This is a genomic window from Nonomuraea sp. NPDC051941, from assembly GCF_044593615.1.
Genome location: NZ_JBIUCF010000019.1, coordinates 66940 through 86600 on the forward strand (window position 1 = coordinate 66940; position 19661 = coordinate 86600).

Genomic DNA, 19661 nt, shown 5'->3' on the forward strand with positions numbered 1-19661 from the left:
GCGCATGCGGGTCCTGTTCACGACGCGGCCGGAGAAGACCCCCTTCCTGACGATGGCGCCGCTGGCCTGGGCGCTGGTCGCCGGCGGGCACGAGGTGCGGTTCGCCTGCCAGCCCAGGTTCGCCGGGGTGATCACGCAGGCCGGGCTCACCGCCGTGCCGGTCGGCAGCGACCGCGACCTCTTCCAGCTCCTGGAGGCCGACCCGGAGTCGCTGGAGGAGGGGCGCTCCGGGGTCCCGGAGCCGTACGACGCGGCGGTGGAGCGGGCGAAGGCGACCTGGGACCACCTGGTGAACGGCTACGACGTCGCGGTCACGTGGTGGCACAAGCTGGAGAACCTGCCGATGATCGCCGATCTGGTGGCCTTCGCCCGCGCGTGGCGGCCGGACCTGGTCATCTGGGAGCCCACCACGTACGCCGGGGCGATCGCCGCCAAGGCCAGCGGCGCCGTCCACGCCCGCCTGCTCCACAGCCTCGACGTCTTCGGCGTCACTCGCGAGCTCTTCCTGCGGCTCAAGGGCGACCGCCCTGAAGATCCCCTCGCCGACTGGCTCGGCTCGTACGCCGCCAGATACGGCGCCGACTACACCGAAGACCTGGCCACTGGCCACTTCACCATCGACCAGCTCCCCGGGTCGCTGGCGCTGCGGCCCGGCCCGAGCCACCTGCGCATGCGCTACGTCCCGTACGGCGGGCCGGCCGTGGTCCCGGACTGGTTGACGCGGCCCCCGGACAGGCCCCGCGTCGCACTCACCCCCGGGCTCGTCTACCACGAGTCCGACGAGGAGGACGAACGCTTCGACGACTACGTGGGCGAGCTCCAGGGGCTGCTCGACACGATCAGCGCGCTCGACATCGAGATCGTCGCGACCCTCGCGGACAAGGAACGGCGCAAGCTCGCCCGGGTGCCGCCCAACCTCCGCATCGTGCCGTACGTGCCGCTCCAGCCGCTGCTGTCCACCTGCGTCGCCGCCGTGCACCACGCCGGCCCCGGCACGCTGGCCACGGTGTCCCTGATGGGCGTCCCCCAGCTGGCGCTCCCCTGGGAGGTGGACGAGCCGGCGCTGGCCGAGCGGCTGGCGCGGCACGGCGCCGGGCTGGCGCTGGACTCCGGTGAGGCGACCGACGAGCTGGTCCGCGACAGCCTGGCCCGGCTCCTCGACGAGCCCTCCTTCCGCGAGCGCGCGGCCGACCTGCGCGAGGAGATGCTGGAGCTCCCGTCCCCGAACCAGCTCGTACGGCGGCTCGAAGAGCTGGTCGGCGAGCACCGAGTCCGCTGAGCCAGAGGGAACCCATGCGCGTCCTCTTCACCACATATCCGCAAAAGACGCACTTCCTGATGATGGCGCCGCTGGCCTGGGCCCTGCGCACCGCCGGGCACGAGGTCCGCGTCGCCAGCCAGGCGCACTTCGCCGACGTGATCACCCAGGCCGGTCACACGGCCGTGCCGGTCGGCCGGGACCACGGGTTCTGGCGGCTGATCGACCTGCATCCCGACTGGCTGGGCGGGAGCGAGCACGGGTTGCCCGACCCCTACGACAGCGCGGTGCTCGACCCGGACGAGATCACCTGGGAGCACGTGAAGGCCGGGCTGCGCCGCCAGATCCAGCGCTGGCACAAGGTCGTCAACTTCCCGATGATCTCCGACCTGGTGGCGTTCGCACGGAGCTGGGAGCCGGACCTGGTGATCTGGGAGCCGACCACGTACGCCGGGGCCATCGCCGCCCGGGCCTGCGGCGCCGCGCACGCCCGCCTGATGTGGAGCCTGGACGTCTTCGGCGTCACCAGGGACCACTTCCTGCGGCTGAGACGGCTGCGCGGCGAGACGGGCGACCCCCTCGCGGAATGGCTCGGCCCGTACGCCGCCGCGCACGGCGCCGGCTTCGCGGAGGACCTGGCCTTGGGCCAGTTCACCATAGACCAGCTCCCGGACTCCATGCGGCTGGAGGCGCGGACGACGTACGTCCCGATGCGCTACGTGCCGTACGGCGGGCCGGCGGTCGTCCCCGACTGGCTACGCGAGCCGCCGGCGCGGCCGCGGGTCGCGCTCACCCTCGGCCTGAGCCTCACCGACCACGAGGACGGCGGCTACGCCGCCGGCGTGCAGGACATCCTCGACTCGCTGGCCGATCTGGACGTCGAGATCGTGGCCACGATCGCCGAGCACGAGCAGAAGCGGCTCGAACGCGTGCCGGGCAACACCAGGCTGGTGTCCTTCGTCCCCCTGCACGCCCTGGTCCCGACGTGCTCGGCGGTCATCCACCACGCCGGTCCGGGAACCCTCAGCACGACCGCCCTGCACGGAGTGCCGCAGCTGGCGCTGCCGCACGACTTCGACGAGCCGGCGCTGGCCGCCAGGATGGCGGCCCAGGGCGCCGGGCTCAGCATGCTCGCCGGCGAGGCCACCGGCGCCCAGGTGCGCGACGGCCTGCTCCGCCTGCTCGAAGAGCCGGGCTTCCGCGCACGCGCGCTCGACCTGCGTGCCGAGATGCTCGCCCTGCCCACACCGAACGAGCTCGTCCCCCGGCTCGAGGAGCTGGCCGGACGGCACCGCCGCTGACCCCCAGGAGAAGTGTCCATGCGCGTCCTGTTCGCCACCTATCCCGCCAAGACGCACTTCCACGCCATGGTGCCGCTGGCCTGGGCGCTGCGCGGCGCCGGCCACGAGGTGACCGTGGCCGCCCAGCCCGGCTTCGCCTCGGAGATCAACCAGGCGGGTCTCACCGCCGTCCCGGTGGGAGCCGACCGCAGCCTCGGGAGGATGCTGGAGGCCAACCCGGCGCTGCTGGAGGAGCTGCGCGCGGAGGGCGACGCGCCCGCGGCCGAGCTGACCTGGGAGGACGTCAAGGACGAGTACAGCGAGAGCGTCACCTGGTGGTACAAGATGGAGAACGTCCCGATGGTCCACTCGCTGGTGACGTTCGCCCAGCGGTGGCGGCCCGACCTGGTCGTCTGGGAGCCCACCACCAGCGCCGGGGCCATCGCCGCCAAGGCCTGCGGCGCCGCGCACGCCCGCCTGATGTACACCCCGGACAGCTTCGGCCTCACCCGCGCGAACTACCTCCGCCTGCGCCCGCCGAACCCGGCCCCCGGCGAGAGCGACACCCTCGCCGAATGGCTGGCCTCCTACGCCGGCAAGTACGGGGCGCGCTTCTCGGAGGACATGGTCACGGGGCAGTTCACCATCGACCACTTCCCGGACTCGCTCCGCCTGGACGCCGGGCTGACCTACCTCCGCACGCGGTACGTGCCCTACGGCGGAGCCGCGGTGGTGCCGGACTGGCTCACCACGCCGCCGCGGCGGCCGCGGATCGCGATCACGCTCGGGATGGACGCCTTCGCGGCCGAGCTGCGCGAGATCCTGGGCTCGCTGGCCGAGCTCGACGTCGAGGTGGTGGCCACCGTTCCGGACGACCGGCGCGCCGCCCTGGGCCCGGTCCCCGGCAACGTCCGGCTGGTGTCCTACGTGCCGCTGCTGGCGCTGGTGCCCACCTGCTCCGTGGTGATCCACCACGCCGGCGCGGGCACGCTGGCGACCACCTCCCTGTACGGCGTGCCGCAGCTCGTCCTGCGGCTGTCGCTGGAGGGGGACTTCGACGAGCCGGAGTTGGTCGACGGGCTGACCGGGCAGGGCGCGGGGGTGGCCGTGCGACCGGGTGCCGGGATCGGCACCGCGGTCAGGGACGACGTCGTGCGGCTGCTGGCGGACCCGCGCTTCCGCGAGCGGGCCGCCGCGCTGCGGGCGGAGATGCTGGCACTGCCGTCGCCCAGCGAGAGCGTGGGAGAGCTGGAGCGGCTGGCGGCCGAGCACCGCGGCCGCTGACCGCCCGCAGCGCCCCGGTCATTCCGGCAGGTGGGCCACCACGATGATGACGCCCTCGGTGGGCTCCTCCTCCAGCACCCACTTCATCGCCTCCTCGCCGGGGGCGGCCTCCAGCAGGCGCGCCATCTCCGGGGGGATGTCGTCGTGGGTGCGGGCATAGTCGTACATCGGCTGGTACGTCTTCGGATAGGTGTACTTCGTGTGCTCGGTGACGTCGACGATCTCGTCGATCACCAGGCCGGCCGCCTCGGCGAACCCCGGGTAGTCGGCGACGTCGACGAGCGGCGCCGAGCACCAGGAGGCGAGCGCGTCGACCAGCGCCTGCCGCTCCTCCGGGTCCTCGGGAGGCGCGCCCTTGGTGATGAAGTCGGTCAGCGCGACCCGCCCGCCCGGCTTGAGCACCCGGGCGATCTCCTTGAGCACGGCCGCCCGGTCGGGGATGTGCACGATCGACTCGAAGGCCATGACGTGGTCGAAGGAGTCGTCCTCGAACGGCATCTCCAGCATGTTGGCGTGCCGGAACCTGACCCGGTCCTGCAGCCCCTCGGCCCTGGCCCGGGCGTTGGCCAGCTCGACGTCTCCGGTGCTGATCGAGATGCCGATCACCTCGGCGCCCGTGGCCTTGGCGAGCTGCACGCCCGGTTTGCCCGGCCCGCACCCGCAGTCGAGGACCCGGTCCCCGGCCCGCGCCCCGACCTTGCCGATCATGATGTCGGTGAACCGGTCGGACGCCTGCTCGAAATCGCTGTCGTCGTCGGGGCCCGTCCAGTATCCGTAATGCATGCTGCCACCCTGAAATCGGATGATCAGTCGGTTGGCCTGGTTGTAGAAATCGCCGACCTCTTCCGGGGTCGGGATCACGAAATCAGCGGTCATGTGCTCTCCCGGGGATTTTCACAGAAGTCGATTGATAATTATCCGGCAGGCGTCCTCGAGTGCCAACGAAAAAGGCTGTCCCGCCGGGCGAGACGGGCATATTAGTTGCACCGCGCGGGCGTTCTCCGATTAATTGGGAATGCCATTCTCCGCACTCCGAGGAGCCGCCGTATGACCCCGGATCTGCCCGACCCGATCGCCCTGCCGACCAGGCGTGCCTCCGGCGCCGTGTTCGACCCGCCGCCGGAGCTCGGCACGCTGCGCGAGAAGCATCCGGTCACGCCGCTGGCCTATCCCGACGGGCACCTCGGCTGGCTGGTCACCGGGCACGCCGCGGCGCGCAAGGTGCTGTCGGACCCGCGTTTCAGCAACCGGCCCGAGCTGCGCCACATCCCGGTGCTCGAATACACGCCGGAGGCCGAGTCGAACACCGAGCCGATCGCGGAGCACGAGAGCGACGAGGCGCTGCCCGGCTGGTTCGTCAACATGGACCGCCCGGAGCACACCAGATACCGGCGGCTGCTCACCAGGTTCTTCACGGCGGGCCGGCTGACCGCGCTCGAGCCGCGCATCGAGGAGATCACCGACCGGCAGCTGGACGTGCTGGCCGCCGCCGATCCCCCGGCGGACCTCATGTCGCTGCTCGCCACGCCGGTCTCCTCCGTCGTCACCTGCGAGCTGCTCGGCGTGCCGTACGAGGACCACGAGCTCTTCCAGGAGAACACGCGGATCGTCGTGGACCTGGAGTCGCCCCGGCCGGCCGCCGAGCAGGCGTTCAAGACCCTGACCGGCTACCTCGGCGAGCTGGTCGAGCGCAAGCGCGCCGAGGAGCCCGCCGAGCTGCTCGGCGAGCTGGCCGCGACCGGGGAGCTGGGCACGGAGGAGCTGGCCAACATCGCGCTGCTGCTCCTGGTGGCCGGGCACGAGCCGACCGCCAACATGATCGGACTGGGCGTGTTCGCGCTGCTGGAGCACCCCGATCAGCTCGCCGCGCTGCGCGCCGACCCGGGCCTGGCGGACGGCGCGGTCGACGAGCTGATGCGGTACGCGACCCTCGCCCACCAGGGCGCGCCCAACCGCTCGGCGCTGGAGGACGTCGAGGTGGAAGGCGTGCTGATCCGCGCCGGGCAGACCGTCACGGTGTCGCTGCCGGCCGCCAACCGCGATCCGAAGGTCTTCGGTGACCCCGACGCCCTGCGGCTGGCGCGTGATGACGCCCGGCACCACGTCGGCTTCGGCCACGGGCTGCATCTGTGCCTCGGGCAGCAGCTGGCGAAGATCGAGATGCGGATCGTGCTCCGCAAGCTGCTGGCCGCCCTGCCGGGTCTGCGCCTCGCGGTCCCCGCCGCCGACGTCCCGCTCCGGGAGCACTCCACCAACCGCGGCGTCCGCGAACTCCTCGTCACCTGGTGACCCACCCGGCCCCTGCCCGCGTCCGGCGGCCACCGGAAGCGGGACGGGCGGGGCGCGGGCCCGGTCACTCGTGGCCGAGGACCGGGTGGGGACGGTAGGGCGCCTCCAGGCGGGCCAGCTCCTCCTCGTCCAGCTTGACGCCGAGGGCCCCGACCGCGTCATCGACGTGCTCCACCCTGGTCGCCCCCACGATGGGCGCCACCACGCCGGACCGGCTCAACAGCCACGCCAGCGCGATCTGCGCCGGAGGCACCCCCCGCTCGCCGGCGACCGCGCGCACCGCGTCCACCACCTGCTCCTGGTCCGCCTCGCCGTACAGCATCGCGGCGAGGCGGTCGCTGCCCGCGCGGGCCGTCTCCCGCCTGCCCGTGAGGCGCCCGCGAGCCAGCGGGCTCCACGGCAGCACGCCGACCCCCTCGTCCAGGCAGAGCGGGAGCATCTCCCGCTCCTCCTCCCTGTAGAGCAGGTTGTAGTGGTTCTGCATGGCCGTGAAGCCCGTCAGGCGGCCGGCCCGCGCCGTGTGCTGCGCCTTGGCGAACTGCCAGGCGAACATGCTCGACGCCCCGAGATAGCGCACCTTGCCCACGCGCACCAGGTCGTGCAGGGCCTCCAGGGTCTCCTCGATCGGCGTCTCGTAGTCCCAGCGGTGGATCTGGTACAGGTCGATGTAGTCCGTGCCGAGCCGGCGCAGGGAGTCGTCGGCGGCGGCCATGATGTGCTTGCGCGACAGGCCCCGGTCGTTGGCCCCCTCCCCCACGGGGAAGAAGACCTTGGTGGCCAGCGCGTAGTCGTCCCGCCGGCGGAACAACCCGCGCAGCAGCCGGCCGGTGATCTCCTCGCTGGCGCCGCCGTCGTACATGTCGGCGGTGTCGAAGAAGGTCACGCCCGACTCCACGGCCCGCCGCACGATCGGCTCGGCCCGCCCCTCGTCGAGGTGCCAGGGGGTCTTGGCGGGGTCGCCGAAGCTCATCATGCCCAGGCAGATCCGCGAGACCCGCAGCCCCGAACGGCCCAGGCGGAGGTGTTCCACAGCTCGTCTCCTAGTCTTGTCCCGGCGCAGGGCCCGGCCCTGCGGTCAAGGTGCCCTGGACGAATCCGCACAGGGAGTCGAAGTCCCAGCCGCCCATCCAGAACCGGATCGGCCAGGGCCGCTCCGCGTCCGCCCGGGACAGCTCGGGGACCAGGTCCAGCCCTTCCACCGGGCCGTGCAGGTCCGTCGCGTAGGACGAGCGCAGGCCGTAGTCGCCGACCAGGTAGTCGTTCTCGCGCATGAAGTCGATCCGGCACCGGCAGGCCTCGGCCAGCGCCTCGTCCTCGGTGGCCGCGATGACCTCCGCCAGGCGGCGCTGCCGCTCCTGCCAGAGGAGGCCGAGGTCGGCGATGCCGGTCGCCTTGGCGACGTCGGCCCTGGCCTCGTCGCTGAAGTCGATGCCCTTGCCGCGCAGGTCGGCGTACGGGAACTCGTACCGGTCGGCGTAGGAGCGGCCGAACCAGCGGCCGTCGCGCTGGAAGAGCAGCCGGAAGGGCACGATCGGCTCGAACCCGGCCTCGGCCACGATCCCGTTGCGGCCCTCGAACTTGGGCTCGCCGGCCAGGTTGACGGCCGCCCCGGTGAGGGGGTGGCCGGCGGCGACCTCGCCGTCCACCCTGACCTCCGTCACGGACACGCCGATGCGGATCTCGGGGTCGCAGGCCACCCGCGGGTACGCGCCCGCGGGCTGGAAGCGTACGGTCCGGTCGAAGTCGGGCTCGCCCGGGTAGGCCCAGGTGAATCCGGAGACCCCGCGCGGCTCGTCATGAGGGTCGGGGTCGGTGGCCAGCCGCAGCTGGAACCATCCGCCGAAGTCCAGCTCAACGGGCACCGCCGGCTCCTTCCGTGAGATTCTGCCGCAGCCAGCCGGCGTGTTCGGCGAGGACGCCGAGCCGGGCGATGCCGGTCTCGCCGGCCAGCTGCTTGCAGTCGTGCTCCAGCGCGGTGAGCGCCTCCATCACGATCGTGAAGCGCGGCTCGTGCCGTGGCGAGAGCCGGACCTCCTCGTAGACCTCGAACGGGATGCCCGCCACGCCGTCCGCCGGGTCGTCACGGACGGGCAGCTCGGTGAGGATCTCCCCGATCGCGCGCAGGAACGACGACATCAGCTGTTTGGCGGTGGCCTTGACCAGGTCGCGGTCCGTCAGCATGGGCGGGCCCGAGGGCGGCGGCGGGTCGTAGCTGAACATCTGGAGCATCAGCAGCATCAGGATGCGGTAGGCGTCGTTGGCCACGGCCGCGACCCGGCGGGTCAGCTCGTTCTCGATGTACGTGCCGGGCAGCGGGGTGTCGCGATGGCTGGCCCAGGTACGCGGGTTGTCCACGACGTTCCTGGTCGGCACGAAGCCCTTCGGCAGGTCGGCGAGCTCGCGCCGCAGCCGCCGGAAGCGCTCGTAGTGGGAGTCCTCGCGGTTCTCCGGGGCGCCTTCGCCCTGCTCCACCACGAGGTCCAGGGCCTTGAGCGCGGAGGTCAGGTCGGTCACCGCCGGGATCGCGCGTACCTGGAGTCCCCAGCGGGTCTCCTTGTCGAGCCCCGTCGGCACCAGGAACGCCTCCTCCCCGAGGCGCACGAAACCGGCCCTGATGATGTCGTACAGCTCGCCCAGGTAGTCGAACTCGATCACGGTGCGCAGGGCGCCCGCCGGCCGCGCGTTCGCGGGCTCGGGCGGCAGCGGCTCCCCCTGCGGCAGTTCCATCCGGACATAGCGCCACAAGGTGTGGTCGTCCCATTTGGTGAGGCTCAGCTCGAACGGGCTCTCCGGGCTGAGGGCCTGCGGGAAGTTCGGCCGGTGCAGGACGGGGGCCGCGCCGAGCACGTTCAGCAGGTTGATGATGATCCCGAGGTGGATCATCTCCTCGTGGGACACCCGGAGCATGGTCTGGCCCCAGGAGCGGAGCAGGCGCTCGAGCTTGGGGTCCAGCCCCTCGTCCGGCCGCCGTTTCAGCGTCCAGGCGGTGTAGAGGTACTGCAGCAGGATGGCGTGCTCCAGGGAGGCCGCCACGCTCAGGGCGTCGATCAGCTGGGTGCGGCTGGTGATCACCGCGGGGATGCGCCGGGCGAAGCCTGAACTGCCCGGCGGGCCGACATATCCCGAAATTTGCCTGGATTCACTCACGCGTCGCTCCCGCGGTACTTCTCCGTCAGCCGTTCCAGCTCGGGCACCAGGTCGTTCGGGGTGGGCAGGGCCAGCATCTCCTCGCGCAGCGCCTGGGCCCGCTCCCGGAAGACCGGCTCGCGCAGCAGCCTGAGCAGCGCCTCCCGTACGGTCTCGCCGGTGGCCTCGCGGTAGTCGATCGCGATCCCGGCGCCCTGCCTCGTCAGCTTCTCCGCGTGGAAGGGCGCGTCGTGCCGCTCCGGCAACGACAGCTGCGGCACCCCGTACAGCGCGGTCGTCGTGGCGGTGCCGAACGCCCCGTGGTGGATGATCGCCGAGCAGGTCGGGGCCAGCGTGTGCAGGGCGATGAACGAGACGATGCGGGTGTTGCCGGGGACGCGCGCCAGCTTGCCCGCCTCGCGCTCCGGCAGCGTGGCCACCACCTCGATGTCCAGGTCGGACAGCGCGTCGAGGAGGTCCTGGACGCTCACCGCGTAGCCGTCGAAGCGCTCGGCCGAGGTGCTGCCCAGCGTCAGGCACACCCGCGGCCGGCGCGGCTCGTCCCGCAGCCACGGCGGCACCACGGCCGGCCCGTTGTAGGGCACGTACCGCATGGGGACGTAGTGCAGGTCGGCCTCCATCCGCAGCGAGTCGGGCTGCTGATCGAGGGTGAACCGGCCGACCGCCAGATCCTCGGAGAAGCCGACGCCGTGCCGCGCCGCCCTGTCGGTGAGCCACTCCTGGAGCGCGTCCTCCCTCTGGCCGGGCGGCCGCGCGGCCTTCAGCCGGACGTAGTGGCCGCGGGCGACGCCGAACATGTCGAGGTTGCACAGCAGACGGGCGTGGGCCGCGCCGACCGCCTTCGCCGCCACAGCGCCCGCGTACGTGGAGGCCTCCCAGACGACGAGATCCGGCGTCCAGTCGCGGGCGAGGCCGACCAGGTCGTCGATCATGGGATCGTTCACCATCTTGTACCAGGAGGGCACGATGTCGTCGTAGCCCGCCTTGAGATGGCTCCAGGTGATGTTCTCGGGCGGTTCGCCGGCGATGTCGAAAGGCGGCTGTTTCACGCCCCGGACTTTCCGGTAGGTGGCCGGATCCACGCTCGCCATGCGCGGGGTCAGGAAACGCCGCGCGGCCCGCCAGAGATTGTGGTCGCGGCCCACCGGAACGGCGGTGAGACCGGCTCGGGTAATGGTGTCCACGAGCTCGGGCTGGCTCGCCACGCGCACTTCGTGGCCGGCCGTGCGCAAGGCCCATGCCAACGGCGCCATCGGCTGCAGATGCGTCTTCTCCGAATAGGTCGTGAACAGAACCCGCACAGCCCCCCCACGGTTGAAATAAAGGGCTTTTGAATCGCGCCACATATTCACACGAATGGGGCCCGGCCCGCCAATTCCCCGGCACACGTCCCGCCGCGGCGAGACAGCACTCTGCGTGGTCGCAGCACTGCGGAGCGTGCTCTAGTAAGCGATGGCTTACCGGACTATCGTGACGTCATGACGACACTCACGTTCGACTCGCTCAACCCGGCGACCGGTGAGGTCGTCGGCACCCATCCCCGGCAGGGCCCCGACGCCGTACACGCGGCCGTGGGCCGCGCGGCCGAGGCGGCGGCCTGGTGGGCCGGGCTCGGCCACGCCGCGCGCAGGCAGCGGCTGCTCGACTACAAGGCCGTCCTCACCCGGCACCTGAGAGAGCTGAGCGGGCTCGTGCACGAGGAGACGGGCAAGCCGGTGGGCGACGCGACGCTGGAGATCGTGCTGGCGATCACCCACCTCGACTGGGCCGCCCGCAACGCCCGCAAGGTGTTGGGCCGCCGCCGGGTGAGCACGGGAATGATCGGCCTCAACCTGGCCGCCACGCTCGAATACCTCCCTCTCGGCGTGGTCGGGGTGATCGGCCCGTGGAACTATCCGGTCTTCACCCCCATGGGCTCCATCGCCTACGCCCTCTCCGCCGGCAACGCCGTGGTGTTCAAGCCCAGCGAGCTCACCCCGGGCATCGGCGTGCGGCTGGCCGAGCTGTTCGCCGAGTCGGTGCCCGAGCATCCGGTGTTCCAGGCCGTGACCGGGCTGGGCGAGACCGGGGCCGCGCTGGCCGCCGATCCGAGGGTCGGGAAGGTGGCGTTCACCGGCTCGACCGCCACCGCCAAGCGGGTCATGGCGGCCTGCGCCGAGAACCTGACGCCCATCGTGGCCGAGTGCGGCGGCAAGGACGCGTTCATCGTGGACGCCGACGCAGACCTCGCCAGGGCCGCCGACGCCTGCCTGTGGGGCGCGATGTCCAACGCCGGCCAGACCTGCGTGGGCGTCGAACGCGTCTACGTCGTCGACGCCGTCTATGAAAGTTTCATGCGCGAGCTGTCCGGCCGGGTGACAAAGGTGAGGGCCGGCGAGGACTACGGCCCGATCACGATGCCGGGCCAGGTGGACATCATCCGGCGCCACATCGACGACGCCACCAAGTCCGGAAAAATCGTGACCGGCGGCTCCGACTCCGTCCGCGCTCCCTACGTGGAGCCCGTGATCGTCGAGGACGTGCCGGAGGACTCCCCCGCGGTGCGCGAGGAGACGTTCGGCCCGACGATCACCGTCCGCCGCACCCGCGACGCCCAGGAGGCCCTGGAGCTGGCCAACGCCTCCGCGTACGGCCTGGGCGGGACGGTCTTCTCCGGGAACACGCGCAGGGCGATGGAGCTCGCCCGCAGGATGCGTACCGGGATGACCGCCATCAATTCGGTCATCTCATTCGCCGGAGTGCCTGCGCTGCCCTTCGGCGGAGTGGGAGACTCGGGGTTCGGACGGATCCACGGGGCCGACGGTCTACGCGAGTTCGCCAGGCCCAAAGCGATCTCCCGCCAACGCTTCGCGATGCCGGGGATGAACCTGACCTCGTTCACCCGAGGGCCCTCCGAGCTTGAGCGGCTGATCAGGCTCGTGACCTTCTTGCACGGGCGACGTAAAAGATAACATTCTTACCCTTTCCCAAAACGGATCATCCGTCCATAATTGTGTGCTCTGGGGGCCACGATCATGTTGGACGGGTGGAATGTGAACCGGTCTTACCGGGGAATGTCAGCTGAGCAAAGGCTGGCAGACAGACGGGAGCGGCTGATGACGGCCGCCTACACGCTATACGCGAAGCCGGGGTTCACGGCGACGACCATCGAAAGGCTGTGCTCGGAGGCGCGGATCTCCAACCGCGCCTTCTACGAATGTTTCGGTGGACGCGAGGAACTCCTCCAGGCGCTGCACGAGCGCTGCGTGGAAGAAAGCCTGGCCGTGGTGGCCAAAGCGGTCCAGGAGGCGCCGAAGACACTTGACGATCGAGTCAAGGCGGGGATTCGCGCCTATATCGAGTTCACCACGGCGGACTGGCGGCGGGCCCGCATCATGCATGTTGAGGTTCGCCGATCAGGAGATGTCCTGACACTGTCCCGTCAACGCGCGGTGGACGCGTTCGCGCGGCTGGTCGAGGAGGCATCGGCCGATTTCCCCCAGGCTGCGGGGCTGAATCGGCGGCTGGTGGCACTCGGAGTAATTGGAGCGCTACAAGAGTTACTCATCGAGTGGCTGCACTCGGACGAGCAGCCGCCGATCGACGAACTCGCCGACGTGGCCGTGCACATCTTCATCCGCAGCCTCGGCACACCGTGACCATTCGCCGGCCATTCATAATGGACGGCCCGGAATCACCATTTTGCGGCACGCAATAAAAGAGCGGGCAACGGCTGATCGTTGCCCGCTCTCGATATGTCACATCAGGCCACCGCGGCCGCGGGAACCTCCATGTGCAGCACCCGATTCAGCCGGGTCACCGCGAGTATCCGCATGATCCGCGGGGGCACCCCCCGAAGAACGAGGCGGCGCTGCACGCTGAGCGCGCGCCGATGCGAGCCCACCAGCACTCCGAGGCCGGTCGCGTCGATCATCTCCAGCCGGGAGAGATCCAGGATCAGGTCGCCTTCACCGGAATCGAGAGCCTCGTGCAGGCGCTCCCGCACACCGGCCGACGTGCCGGCGTCGAGTCTGGCGCCGATCCGCACCACCTGGGCACTCGGATTGCCCCGGACGCGCATGCCACCTCCTCAATCAACACGGTGTAGTCACCTCCGCACGCGGAGCGTTCAGAGAGGTGAACCCGTGTTCTCTCCCCTACCCACCCAGCGGAAGTGACACGACTGCGTTCAGGATGAACTCTCCGCCTTCCGTCGGATGGGCGCTCAGCTTCCCGCCCACGGCGGCCAGGCGCTCCCCCATGCCCGTCAGCCCGCTCCCGAGGTCGGCGGCCCGCCGCCGCCGCACCCCGTCGTTGCGGACGCTCAGCTCCGCCTCCTGCGCCGTGAAGCGGATCGAGATGTCGCAGAACGTCGCGGTGCTGTGCTTGAGCACGTTGGTCACCGCCTCGCGGACCGCGTACGCGAACACCGGCGCCACTCCGTCGGGCAGCTCCCGGTAGGGCAGGTGCACCTCGCAGCGGACCCCGGCCGCTTCGAGCACGCTTTTCACGCTGTTCAGCTCGGCGGCCAGGTCAAGCTCGCGGTAGCCGCGTACGGCCTGCCGCAGCTCCCTGAGCGCCTTCCTGGTCAGCGCGTTGACCTCGGTCATCTCGGCCTTGGCCCCGTCGGCGTCCACGTCCGACAGCCGTACGGCCAGCTCGGTCTTGACGGCGATGGCGGACAGCTGGTGGCCGACCAGGTCGTGCAGGTCCCTGGCGAAGCGCAGCCGCTCCTCGGCCAGCGCCAGCCGCGTGTGCGCCTCGCGGCCCTCATGAGCCTGTACGGCGAGCGACCAGATCCACATCCACATCCGGTTGGACGGCGGCATGATCGCGCACCAGATGGCGTACATGACCATGTAGATGACCAGCGCCTGACCGATGCTCAGCTCCGAGCCCATGCTGGCCGCCCCGAGCGCCAGGGCCGGCACACCGATCCCGACGCCCGCCGCCCACGTGCCGACGGCCACCAGATAGACCGTGCGCCTGGGGACCTGGAGCGTGGCCAGGCCCAGCCAGCAGACGAGCACGAAGCCCCAGCCGAACGGCTCGCCCCCGCCCAGCGCCGCCGCGACCACGGCGAAGACCCCCGCCAGCACCACCTCGCGGGTGGGGTAGCGGCGGTCCAGCGCCGCGGTGATGATGCGCGGGCAGAGCCAGGTGAAACAGATCAGGGCGATCACAGCGGGCACGGCCCGCCACCACTGGAGCCTCCCCTCCCCGAAGGCGACCACCGAGGCCATGATGACCAGCAGCCACACCGCGACGAAGTTCGAGAGGAGCACTTTCCAGGTGAGGCGCCGCGCCCGCTTGATCGCGTCCATCTAGCCCGCGCGCAGCACGTCGGCGAGCTTGAGCCGGGCCCCCGTCCGGAGCACGGCCCGCTCGTAGATCTTGGCGCCGAAGCCCAGGACCGCGAGCACGGCCAGCGCCATGGCCCCCATCGACAGCGCGACCTGCCACATCGGCACCTCGGTCGCCGCCATTCGCACCGGCATGATCATGGCGGAGAACGGCGGTATGTACGACAGGACCGTGGCCAGCGTGCCCGTCGGGTCGTTGGTGGCGTAGAAGGCCACGAAGTACGTGACCATGATGAGCATGGTCAGCGGCGTCATCACGCTGCTCACCTCCTCCTGGCGCGAGACCAGCGAGGCGAGGGCGGCCGCCAGCGTGGCGAAGAAGGCGTACCCGAGCACGAACCACACCAGCACGCCCACCACCAGCCCCGGGAGCCCGGGCGGGAAGTCGGAGGCGATCCCGGAGGCCGCGGACGCGGCCAGGCCGACGGCCAGGATCGTGACCAGGTTGATCAGGCCGAGCACGCCCAGGCCGATGATCTTGCCGCCGAGCAGCTGCCACGGCCGGATCGTGGAGAGCAGGATCTCCACGATCCTGCTGCCCTTCTCCTCCACCACGCCCATGGCCACCATCATGACCTGACCCATGAGCAGCATGAAGAGCACGAGGACGAGAACCACGGCGATCCCGGCGCGGGCGGACTCGTAGCGGGTGTCGGCGCCCACGGACTCCATCTTCAGCGGCGGGATCGACATGCCCGCGGCGCCCAGCTTCACCTCGCGGTTGACGCTCTGCAGGAGCACGCCGAGCTGACTGTCGATCTCGCCGTCCGTGAGCACCCGGGTGCCGTCGACCAGCACCGCGTCCACGTCCCCGTCGAGCACGGCCTTCTTGGCGGCGGCCTCGTCGGGGAAGCTGCGCCACTCGATCTGCGCGTCCGGCGCGGCGGCCTTCAGCGGGAGCTGCTGGGAGTTGACGGTGCCGAGCGTGTACTCGTCCGGCCCGCCGAGAATCTTGGGTGCGAAGGTCACCGCCGCCACCAGCACGGCCGTGATGAGCAGGCCGATCGCGAACGCCTTGGTCCGCACCTGCGTGGTGATCTCCCGCCGGGCGACCAGCATCAGTCCGTTCACGCCACGGCCTCCTTGAAGATCTCGGTGAGGGTCGGCTGCTCGACCCCGAAGTGCTCGACGTGCCCCGCCTTCATCGCGCGGCGCAGGATCTCCTGGTCGTCGCCGTCCGTGGTGTGCAGGACGTGCCTGTCGCCGTTCACGGTGACCGTGCCCGGCAGGCCGTCCGCCCAGCCGGGGGACGGGTCGCGGACGACCACCCGCAGCGTGTCGCCCTCGGCCGCCCGCAGGTCGGACACCGTGCCGGTGGCCACCATGCGGCCGGCCGAGACGATGCCCACCGAGTCGCACAGCCGCTCGACCAGCTCCAGCTGGTGGCTGGAGAAGATCACCGGCACGCCGCCTCGGCAGCGCTCCTGCAGCGCCGTGGCCAGCGCGTCCACCGCGATCGGGTCCAGCCCCGAGAACGGCTCGTCCAGCACCAGCACCTCGGGGTCGTGCACCAGCGCCACCGCGAGCTGCACGCGCTGCTGGTTGCCCAGCGAGAGCGTCTGCACCGCGTCGCCCCTGCGCTCGGTGAGCCCGAGCCGCTCCAGCAGGTCGTCGGTGGCCTGCTTCGCGGCCGGCGCGCTCAGACCGTGCAGACGGCCGAAATACTCGATCTGCTCGGCGACCCGCATCTTCTGATACAGCCCCCGCTCCTCCGGCATGTAGCCGAAGCGCCGCCGGTCGTCGTAGCCGAGCGGCCTGCCCTGCCAGCTCACCGAGCCCGAGTCGGCCTGAAGCACGCCCATCACGATGCGCATGGTCGTCGTCTTGCCGGCGCCGTTCGCGCCCACGAAGCCGAACATCTCGCCAGGCCGTACGGTGAAGCTGATGCCGTCCAGTGCGACCTTCCCGCCGGGGGACTCGAGGCCGCCCGCGAAGCGCTTGCGCAGCTCGCTGATCTCGAGCATCAGGTCATCTCCTTCGTCATGGGTAAATCGTGGCTTTGAAGGCGTTCGCCCTGCTAGTCGCGTAAATCACCGGCCCGACATGGATCCCGCGTCCCTTCCGGATGACATTTGTCATTAATCTGAAGCCATGACGCGCGCCGACAAGGACAAACCTGTCGTTCTCTCCCGGATCTACACCCGCGCCGGCGACGACGGCACCACCTCGCTGAGCGACATGAGCCGGGCGTCCAAGACCGATCCGCGGCTGGCCGCCTACGCCGACGTGGAGGAGGCCAACGCCCACCTGGGGCTCGCGCTCTCGTTCCGCACGCTGCCCGCGGACCTCGTCGAGGTGCTCGCCCGCGTCCAGAACGAGCTGTTCGACGTGGGGGCGGACCTGGCCACGCCGGTGGTGGAGAATCCGGAGTTCCCGCCGCTGCGGGTGGAGCAGTCGTACATCGACTGGCTGGAAGAGCAGTGCGACCGGTTCAACGCCGACCTCAAGCCCCTGCGCAGCTTCGTGCTGCCCGGCGGCGACCCCGCGACGGCCGCGCTCCACGTGGCCAGGGTCACCGTCCGCAGGGCCGAGCGGTCGACGTGGGCGGCCCTGCAGGCGCACGACGACATGAACGCGCTGACCGCGAAATACCTCAACCGCCTGTCGGACCTGCTCTTCATCGCCTGCCGGGTCGCCCACGCGGGCGAGGAGATCCTCTGGAAGCCCGGCGGCACCCGCTGAGACGCGCGGCCTGCCCTCGATCGGGCTAGGCGACGTCCAGGTAGGCGCTGGGCGGCGCGGACTCCAGCCATGCGAGGAAGCCCGTCATCGCGTCGGCGCTCATCGCGAGCGAGATCCCGCGGGTGGTGCCTCCGCAGTCGACCGCGAAAAGCCCGCCCTCGATCTCGCGACGGGCGGAAACGACGAGGCCGCGCCTCGCGATAGCGTGGCGCGGCCTCAGTCGCACACCCAGGAGCGGGATCCAGTGGAGCTCCCCGTCGGCGTAGCGGGCTACCCCGCTCTGCCAGCCCCGGTCACCCTCCCGCAGGCGACAGGGCACACTTCCCCTGGAACGGGCCAGCGTGACCCCGCGCAGGACGATGAGGGCGGCAAACAATACGAGAATCAGAACCGTCGTAGCCATGCCGCCCCCAAAAGCCTGATCTGTTAAACCTCTTCGCCTGCCGCGCGGAGCCGGGCCCTGGCACGCTTGGCCTCGATCGCCGCGTCGGCGTCTTCCTGGTCGGCCTCGATCGAGGCCTGAGCCCGATCGAGAGCGTCACGGGCAGCCGCGACGTCGACCTCGGAACCGAGCTCGGCCACCTCGGCGAGCACCGACACCTCGTCGTCGGCCACGGAGATGAAACCGCCGTGCACGGCCGCCACGAGGTCGCCTTCGCCCTCCCGCTTCACGCGAAGCACGCCGCCCTCGACGAGGACGCCGAGCACAGGTGCGTGTTGCGGCATAATACCGATCTCGCCGTCCACGGTCTTGGCAATCACCATGTCGGCCTCGCCCGACCAGATCTCACGCTCGGGTGAGACAACCCCTACGCGTAGCTTCGCCACTTGTGTAGGTTCCTTTCCGATCTGGTGGTGGTGCCCCGTTCCTACCCCAAAGCACCACCGTAGGTGCAGCGGGCCGCCGAAGACGACCCGCTGCAGGGCGATTAACTACGCTCGAGTTCCTTGGCCTTGGCCACGGCCTGCTCGATGCCACCGACCATGAAGAACGCCTGCTCGGGCAGGTGGTCGTACTCACCCGCGCACAGGCCCTTGAAGGAGGCGATGGTCTCGTCCAGCGGAACGGTCTCGCCCGGCTGGCCGGTGAAGGCCTCGGCCGCGTACATCGGGTGCGACAGGAAGCGCTCGATGCGGCGGGCCCGCTGGACGGTGACCTTGTCCTCCTCGGACAGCTCGTCGATACCGAGGATCGCGATGATGTCCTGGAGCTCGCGGTACTTCTGCAGGATCCGCTTGGTCTCCTGGGCCACCCGGTAGTGCTCCTCGCCCACGATCTGCGGGTCGAGGATCCGGGAGGTGGAGTCGAGCGGGTCCACCGCGGGGTAGATGCCCTTCTCCGAGATCGGCCGCGAGAGAACGGTCTGCGCGTCGAGGTGCGCGAACGCGTTGTGCGGGGCCGGGTCGGTGATGTCGTCCGCGGGCACGTAGATCGCCTGCATGGAGGTGATCGAGTGACCACGCGTCGAGGTGATGCGCTCCTGGAGCACACCCATCTCGTCGGCCAGCGTGGGCTGGTAACCCACGGCGGACGGCATACGGCCGAGGAGCGTGGAGACCTCGGAACCGGCCTGCGTGAAGCGGAAGATGTTGTCGATGAAGAGCAGCACGTCCTGCTTCTGCACGTCGCGGAAGTACTCCGCCATGGTCAGCGCCGACAGGGCGACCCGCAGACGGGTGCCCGGCGGCTCGTCCATCTGACCGAAGACGAGCGCGGTGTCCTTGAGGACGTCCGCCTCCTCCATCTCCAGCCAGAGGTCGTTGCCCTCACGGGTGCGCTCGCCGACACCGGCGAAGCACGAGGTGCCACCGAAGTTACGGGCGACGCGGCGGATCATCTCCTGGATCAGAACGGTCTTGCCCACGCCAGCGCCGCCGAACAGACCGATCTTCCCACCCTGCACGTACGGGGTGAGCAGGTCGATGACCTTGATGCCCGTGACGAGCAGTTCGGTACGGGACTCGAGCTGGTCGAACGGCGGCGACGGACGGTGGATGCCCCACCGCTCCTCGATCTTGAGCGACGCGGTCGGCACGTCGAGCGTCTCGCCCAGCGCGTTCCACACGTGGCCCTTGACGACGTCGCCGACCGGCACCGAGATCGGGGCGCCGGTGTCCTGCACCGCCTGGCCGCGGACCAGGCCGTCGGTCGGCTGCATCGAGATGGTCCGGACCAGGTTGTCACCCAGGTGCTGGGCGACCTCCAGGGTCAGGGTCTTGGTCTCCTCGCCGAGGGTCACCTCGACCTTGAGCGCGTTATAGATCTCCGGCATCGCCTCGACGGGGAACTCCACGTCGACGACGGCGCCGGTGACACGTGCCACGCGGCCTGTGCCGGCCGCCGCGGCCTCTACAGTTTCAACAGCCTCTGCAGTCATT

At 70.5% G+C, this 19661-nt stretch carries 19 protein-coding genes; 7 read left to right on the top strand and 12 right to left on the bottom strand.

The genetic code is table 11. From position 1 onward, the window contains the following. Positions 1-4 precede the first annotated feature (4 nt). Genes ACIHFD_RS29865 through ACIHFD_RS29875 form a run of 3 tightly spaced genes read left to right on the top strand, consistent with a single transcriptional unit; the run spans position 5 to position 3822 of the window. Positions 5-1279 carry an activator-dependent family glycosyltransferase gene (locus ACIHFD_RS29865; RefSeq protein ID WP_397369713.1) on the top strand — a complete coding sequence of 425 codons (1275 nt, stop codon included), beginning with the start codon at positions 5-7 and terminating at the stop codon, positions 1277-1279. Positions 1280-1293: 14 nt separating this feature from the next. Then, the gene (locus ACIHFD_RS29870; protein ID WP_397369714.1) at positions 1294-2559 is read left to right on the top strand and encodes an activator-dependent family glycosyltransferase; all 1266 of its coding nucleotides are present in this window, start codon (positions 1294-1296) and stop codon (positions 2557-2559) included. Positions 2560-2577: 18 nt separating this feature from the next. Further along, positions 2578-3822 carry an activator-dependent family glycosyltransferase gene (locus ACIHFD_RS29875; protein WP_397369715.1) on the top strand — a complete coding sequence of 415 codons (1245 nt, stop codon included), beginning with the start codon at positions 2578-2580 and terminating at the stop codon, positions 3820-3822. Between the two features lie 18 nt (positions 3823-3840). On the opposite strand, the gene ACIHFD_RS29880 is transcribed toward ACIHFD_RS29875, so the two are convergent. After that, on the bottom strand, positions 3841-4698 hold the full coding sequence (locus ACIHFD_RS29880; RefSeq protein ID WP_397369716.1) for an SAM-dependent methyltransferase: 858 nt from the start codon (positions 4696-4698) through the stop codon (positions 3841-3843). A 171-nt stretch (positions 4699-4869) separates the two neighbouring features. Between ACIHFD_RS29880 and ACIHFD_RS29885 the strand changes: the two genes are divergently transcribed. Beyond that, a complete protein-coding gene (locus tag ACIHFD_RS29885; RefSeq protein ID WP_397369717.1) occupies positions 4870-6111 on the top strand; it encodes a cytochrome P450 in 1242 nt (413 codons plus the stop codon). 64 nt (positions 6112-6175) lie between these two features. On the opposite strand, the gene ACIHFD_RS29890 is transcribed toward ACIHFD_RS29885, so the two are convergent. From ACIHFD_RS29890 to ACIHFD_RS29905, 4 genes are read right to left on the bottom strand one after another with little or no spacing between them, the layout of a single operon-like run. Continuing rightward, positions 6176-7141, bottom strand: coding sequence for an aldo/keto reductase (locus ACIHFD_RS29890; RefSeq protein ID WP_397369718.1), 966 nt, complete (start codon positions 7139-7141; stop codon positions 6176-6178). Positions 7142-7151: 10 nt separating this feature from the next. Then, positions 7152-7973 (bottom strand): hypothetical protein, encoded by an 822-nt coding sequence (locus tag ACIHFD_RS29895; RefSeq protein WP_397369719.1) that lies wholly within the window; start codon positions 7971-7973, stop codon positions 7152-7154. After that, positions 7963-9258 carry a ferritin-like domain-containing protein gene (locus ACIHFD_RS29900; protein ID WP_397369721.1) on the bottom strand — a complete coding sequence of 432 codons (1296 nt, stop codon included), beginning with the start codon at positions 9256-9258 and terminating at the stop codon, positions 7963-7965. Before ACIHFD_RS29900 ends, ACIHFD_RS29895 begins: the two co-directional genes overlap by 11 nt. After that, positions 9255-10559 carry an activator-dependent family glycosyltransferase gene (locus ACIHFD_RS29905; RefSeq protein WP_397369722.1) on the bottom strand — a complete coding sequence of 435 codons (1305 nt, stop codon included), beginning with the start codon at positions 10557-10559 and terminating at the stop codon, positions 9255-9257. Before ACIHFD_RS29905 ends, ACIHFD_RS29900 begins: the two co-directional genes overlap by 4 nt. Before the next feature lie 177 nt (positions 10560-10736). Here ACIHFD_RS29905 and ACIHFD_RS29910 point away from each other — a divergent pair, with 177 nt between their 5' ends. Continuing rightward, positions 10737-12209: an aldehyde dehydrogenase family protein gene (locus ACIHFD_RS29910; RefSeq protein ID WP_397369723.1), complete on the top strand. Its 1473-nt coding sequence runs from the start codon at positions 10737-10739 to the stop codon at positions 12207-12209. A gap of 144 nt (positions 12210-12353) precedes the next feature. Continuing rightward, entirely contained in the window at positions 12354-12896 is a 543-nt protein-coding gene (locus ACIHFD_RS29915) for a TetR/AcrR family transcriptional regulator (RefSeq protein WP_350730041.1), read from the top strand. A gap of 104 nt (positions 12897-13000) precedes the next feature. Here the strand turns inward: ACIHFD_RS29915 and ACIHFD_RS29920 are convergent, their stop codons facing one another. The 4 genes from ACIHFD_RS29920 to ACIHFD_RS29935 all read right to left on the bottom strand — a co-directional run bounded on the left by ACIHFD_RS29920 (position 13001) and on the right by ACIHFD_RS29935 (position 16564). After that, a complete protein-coding gene (locus ACIHFD_RS29920) occupies positions 13001-13318 on the bottom strand; it encodes an STAS domain-containing protein (RefSeq protein WP_350730039.1) in 318 nt (105 codons plus the stop codon). 76 nt (positions 13319-13394) lie between these two features. Next, complete coding sequence (locus tag ACIHFD_RS29925; protein WP_397369724.1) at positions 13395-14561, bottom strand: sensor histidine kinase; 1167 nt, start codon at positions 14559-14561, stop codon at positions 13395-13397. Next, positions 14562-15671, bottom strand: coding sequence for an ABC transporter permease (locus tag ACIHFD_RS29930; protein ID WP_350730036.1), 1110 nt, complete (start codon positions 15669-15671; stop codon positions 14562-14564). Then, positions 15668-16564 (bottom strand): ABC transporter ATP-binding protein, encoded by an 897-nt coding sequence (locus ACIHFD_RS29935; RefSeq protein ID WP_397369725.1) that lies wholly within the window; start codon positions 16562-16564, stop codon positions 15668-15670. The genes ACIHFD_RS29930 and ACIHFD_RS29935 overlap by 4 nt, the downstream gene beginning before the upstream one ends. Positions 16565-16691: 127 nt before the next feature. On the opposite strand from ACIHFD_RS29935, the gene ACIHFD_RS29940 reads away from it, so the two are divergent. Next, positions 16692-17282, top strand: a complete 591-nt coding sequence (locus ACIHFD_RS29940; RefSeq protein WP_357727568.1) for a cob(I)yrinic acid a,c-diamide adenosyltransferase — start codon at positions 16692-16694, stop codon at positions 17280-17282. 25 nt (positions 17283-17307) lie between these two features. Here ACIHFD_RS29940 and ACIHFD_RS29945 read toward each other — a convergent pair whose 3' ends face one another. The 3 genes from ACIHFD_RS29945 to atpD all read right to left on the bottom strand — a co-directional run bounded on the left by ACIHFD_RS29945 (position 17308) and on the right by atpD (position 19660). Then, on the bottom strand, positions 17308-17685 hold the full coding sequence (locus ACIHFD_RS29945) for a DUF2550 domain-containing protein (RefSeq protein WP_350730030.1): 378 nt from the start codon (positions 17683-17685) through the stop codon (positions 17308-17310). A gap of 23 nt (positions 17686-17708) precedes the next feature. Further along, positions 17709-18110, bottom strand: a complete 402-nt coding sequence (locus tag ACIHFD_RS29950) for a F0F1 ATP synthase subunit epsilon (protein WP_350730028.1) — start codon at positions 18108-18110, stop codon at positions 17709-17711. A 101-nt stretch (positions 18111-18211) separates the two neighbouring features. Further along, positions 18212-19660, bottom strand: a complete 1449-nt coding sequence (gene atpD / locus ACIHFD_RS29955; protein ID WP_319717043.1) for a F0F1 ATP synthase subunit beta — start codon at positions 19658-19660, stop codon at positions 18212-18214. Position 19661 lies beyond the last annotated feature (1 nt).

Bases quoted from the DNA above. Each gene is read 5' to 3' on its own strand.
- ACIHFD_RS29865 (WP_397369713.1), top strand. From the start codon at position 5: ATGCGGGTCCTGTTCACGACGCGGCCGGAGAAGACCCCCTTCCTGACG.
- ACIHFD_RS29870 (WP_397369714.1), top strand. From the start codon at position 1,294: ATGCGCGTCCTCTTCACCACATATCCGCAAAAGACGCACTTCCTGATG.
- ACIHFD_RS29875 (WP_397369715.1), top strand. From the start codon at position 2,578: ATGCGCGTCCTGTTCGCCACCTATCCCGCCAAGACGCACTTCCACGCC.
- ACIHFD_RS29880 (WP_397369716.1), bottom strand. From the start codon at position 4,698: ATGACCGCTGATTTCGTGATCCCGACCCCGGAAGAGGTCGGCGATTTC.
- ACIHFD_RS29885 (WP_397369717.1), top strand. From the start codon at position 4,870: ATGACCCCGGATCTGCCCGACCCGATCGCCCTGCCGACCAGGCGTGCC.
- ACIHFD_RS29910 (WP_397369723.1), top strand. From the start codon at position 10,737: ATGACGACACTCACGTTCGACTCGCTCAACCCGGCGACCGGTGAGGTC.
- ACIHFD_RS29915 (WP_350730041.1), top strand. From the start codon at position 12,354: ATGACGGCCGCCTACACGCTATACGCGAAGCCGGGGTTCACGGCGACG.
- ACIHFD_RS29920 (WP_350730039.1), bottom strand. From the start codon at position 13,318: ATGCGCGTCCGGGGCAATCCGAGTGCCCAGGTGGTGCGGATCGGCGCC.
- ACIHFD_RS29925 (WP_397369724.1), bottom strand. From the start codon at position 14,561: ATGGACGCGATCAAGCGGGCGCGGCGCCTCACCTGGAAAGTGCTCCTC.
- ACIHFD_RS29935 (WP_397369725.1), bottom strand. From the start codon at position 16,564: ATGCTCGAGATCAGCGAGCTGCGCAAGCGCTTCGCGGGCGGCCTCGAG.
- ACIHFD_RS29940 (WP_357727568.1), top strand. From the start codon at position 16,692: ATGACGCGCGCCGACAAGGACAAACCTGTCGTTCTCTCCCGGATCTAC.
- ACIHFD_RS29945 (WP_350730030.1), bottom strand. From the start codon at position 17,685: ATGGCTACGACGGTTCTGATTCTCGTATTGTTTGCCGCCCTCATCGTC.
- atpD (WP_319717043.1), bottom strand. From the start codon at position 19,660: ATGACTGCAGAGGCTGTTGAAACTGTAGAGGCCGCGGCGGCCGGCACA.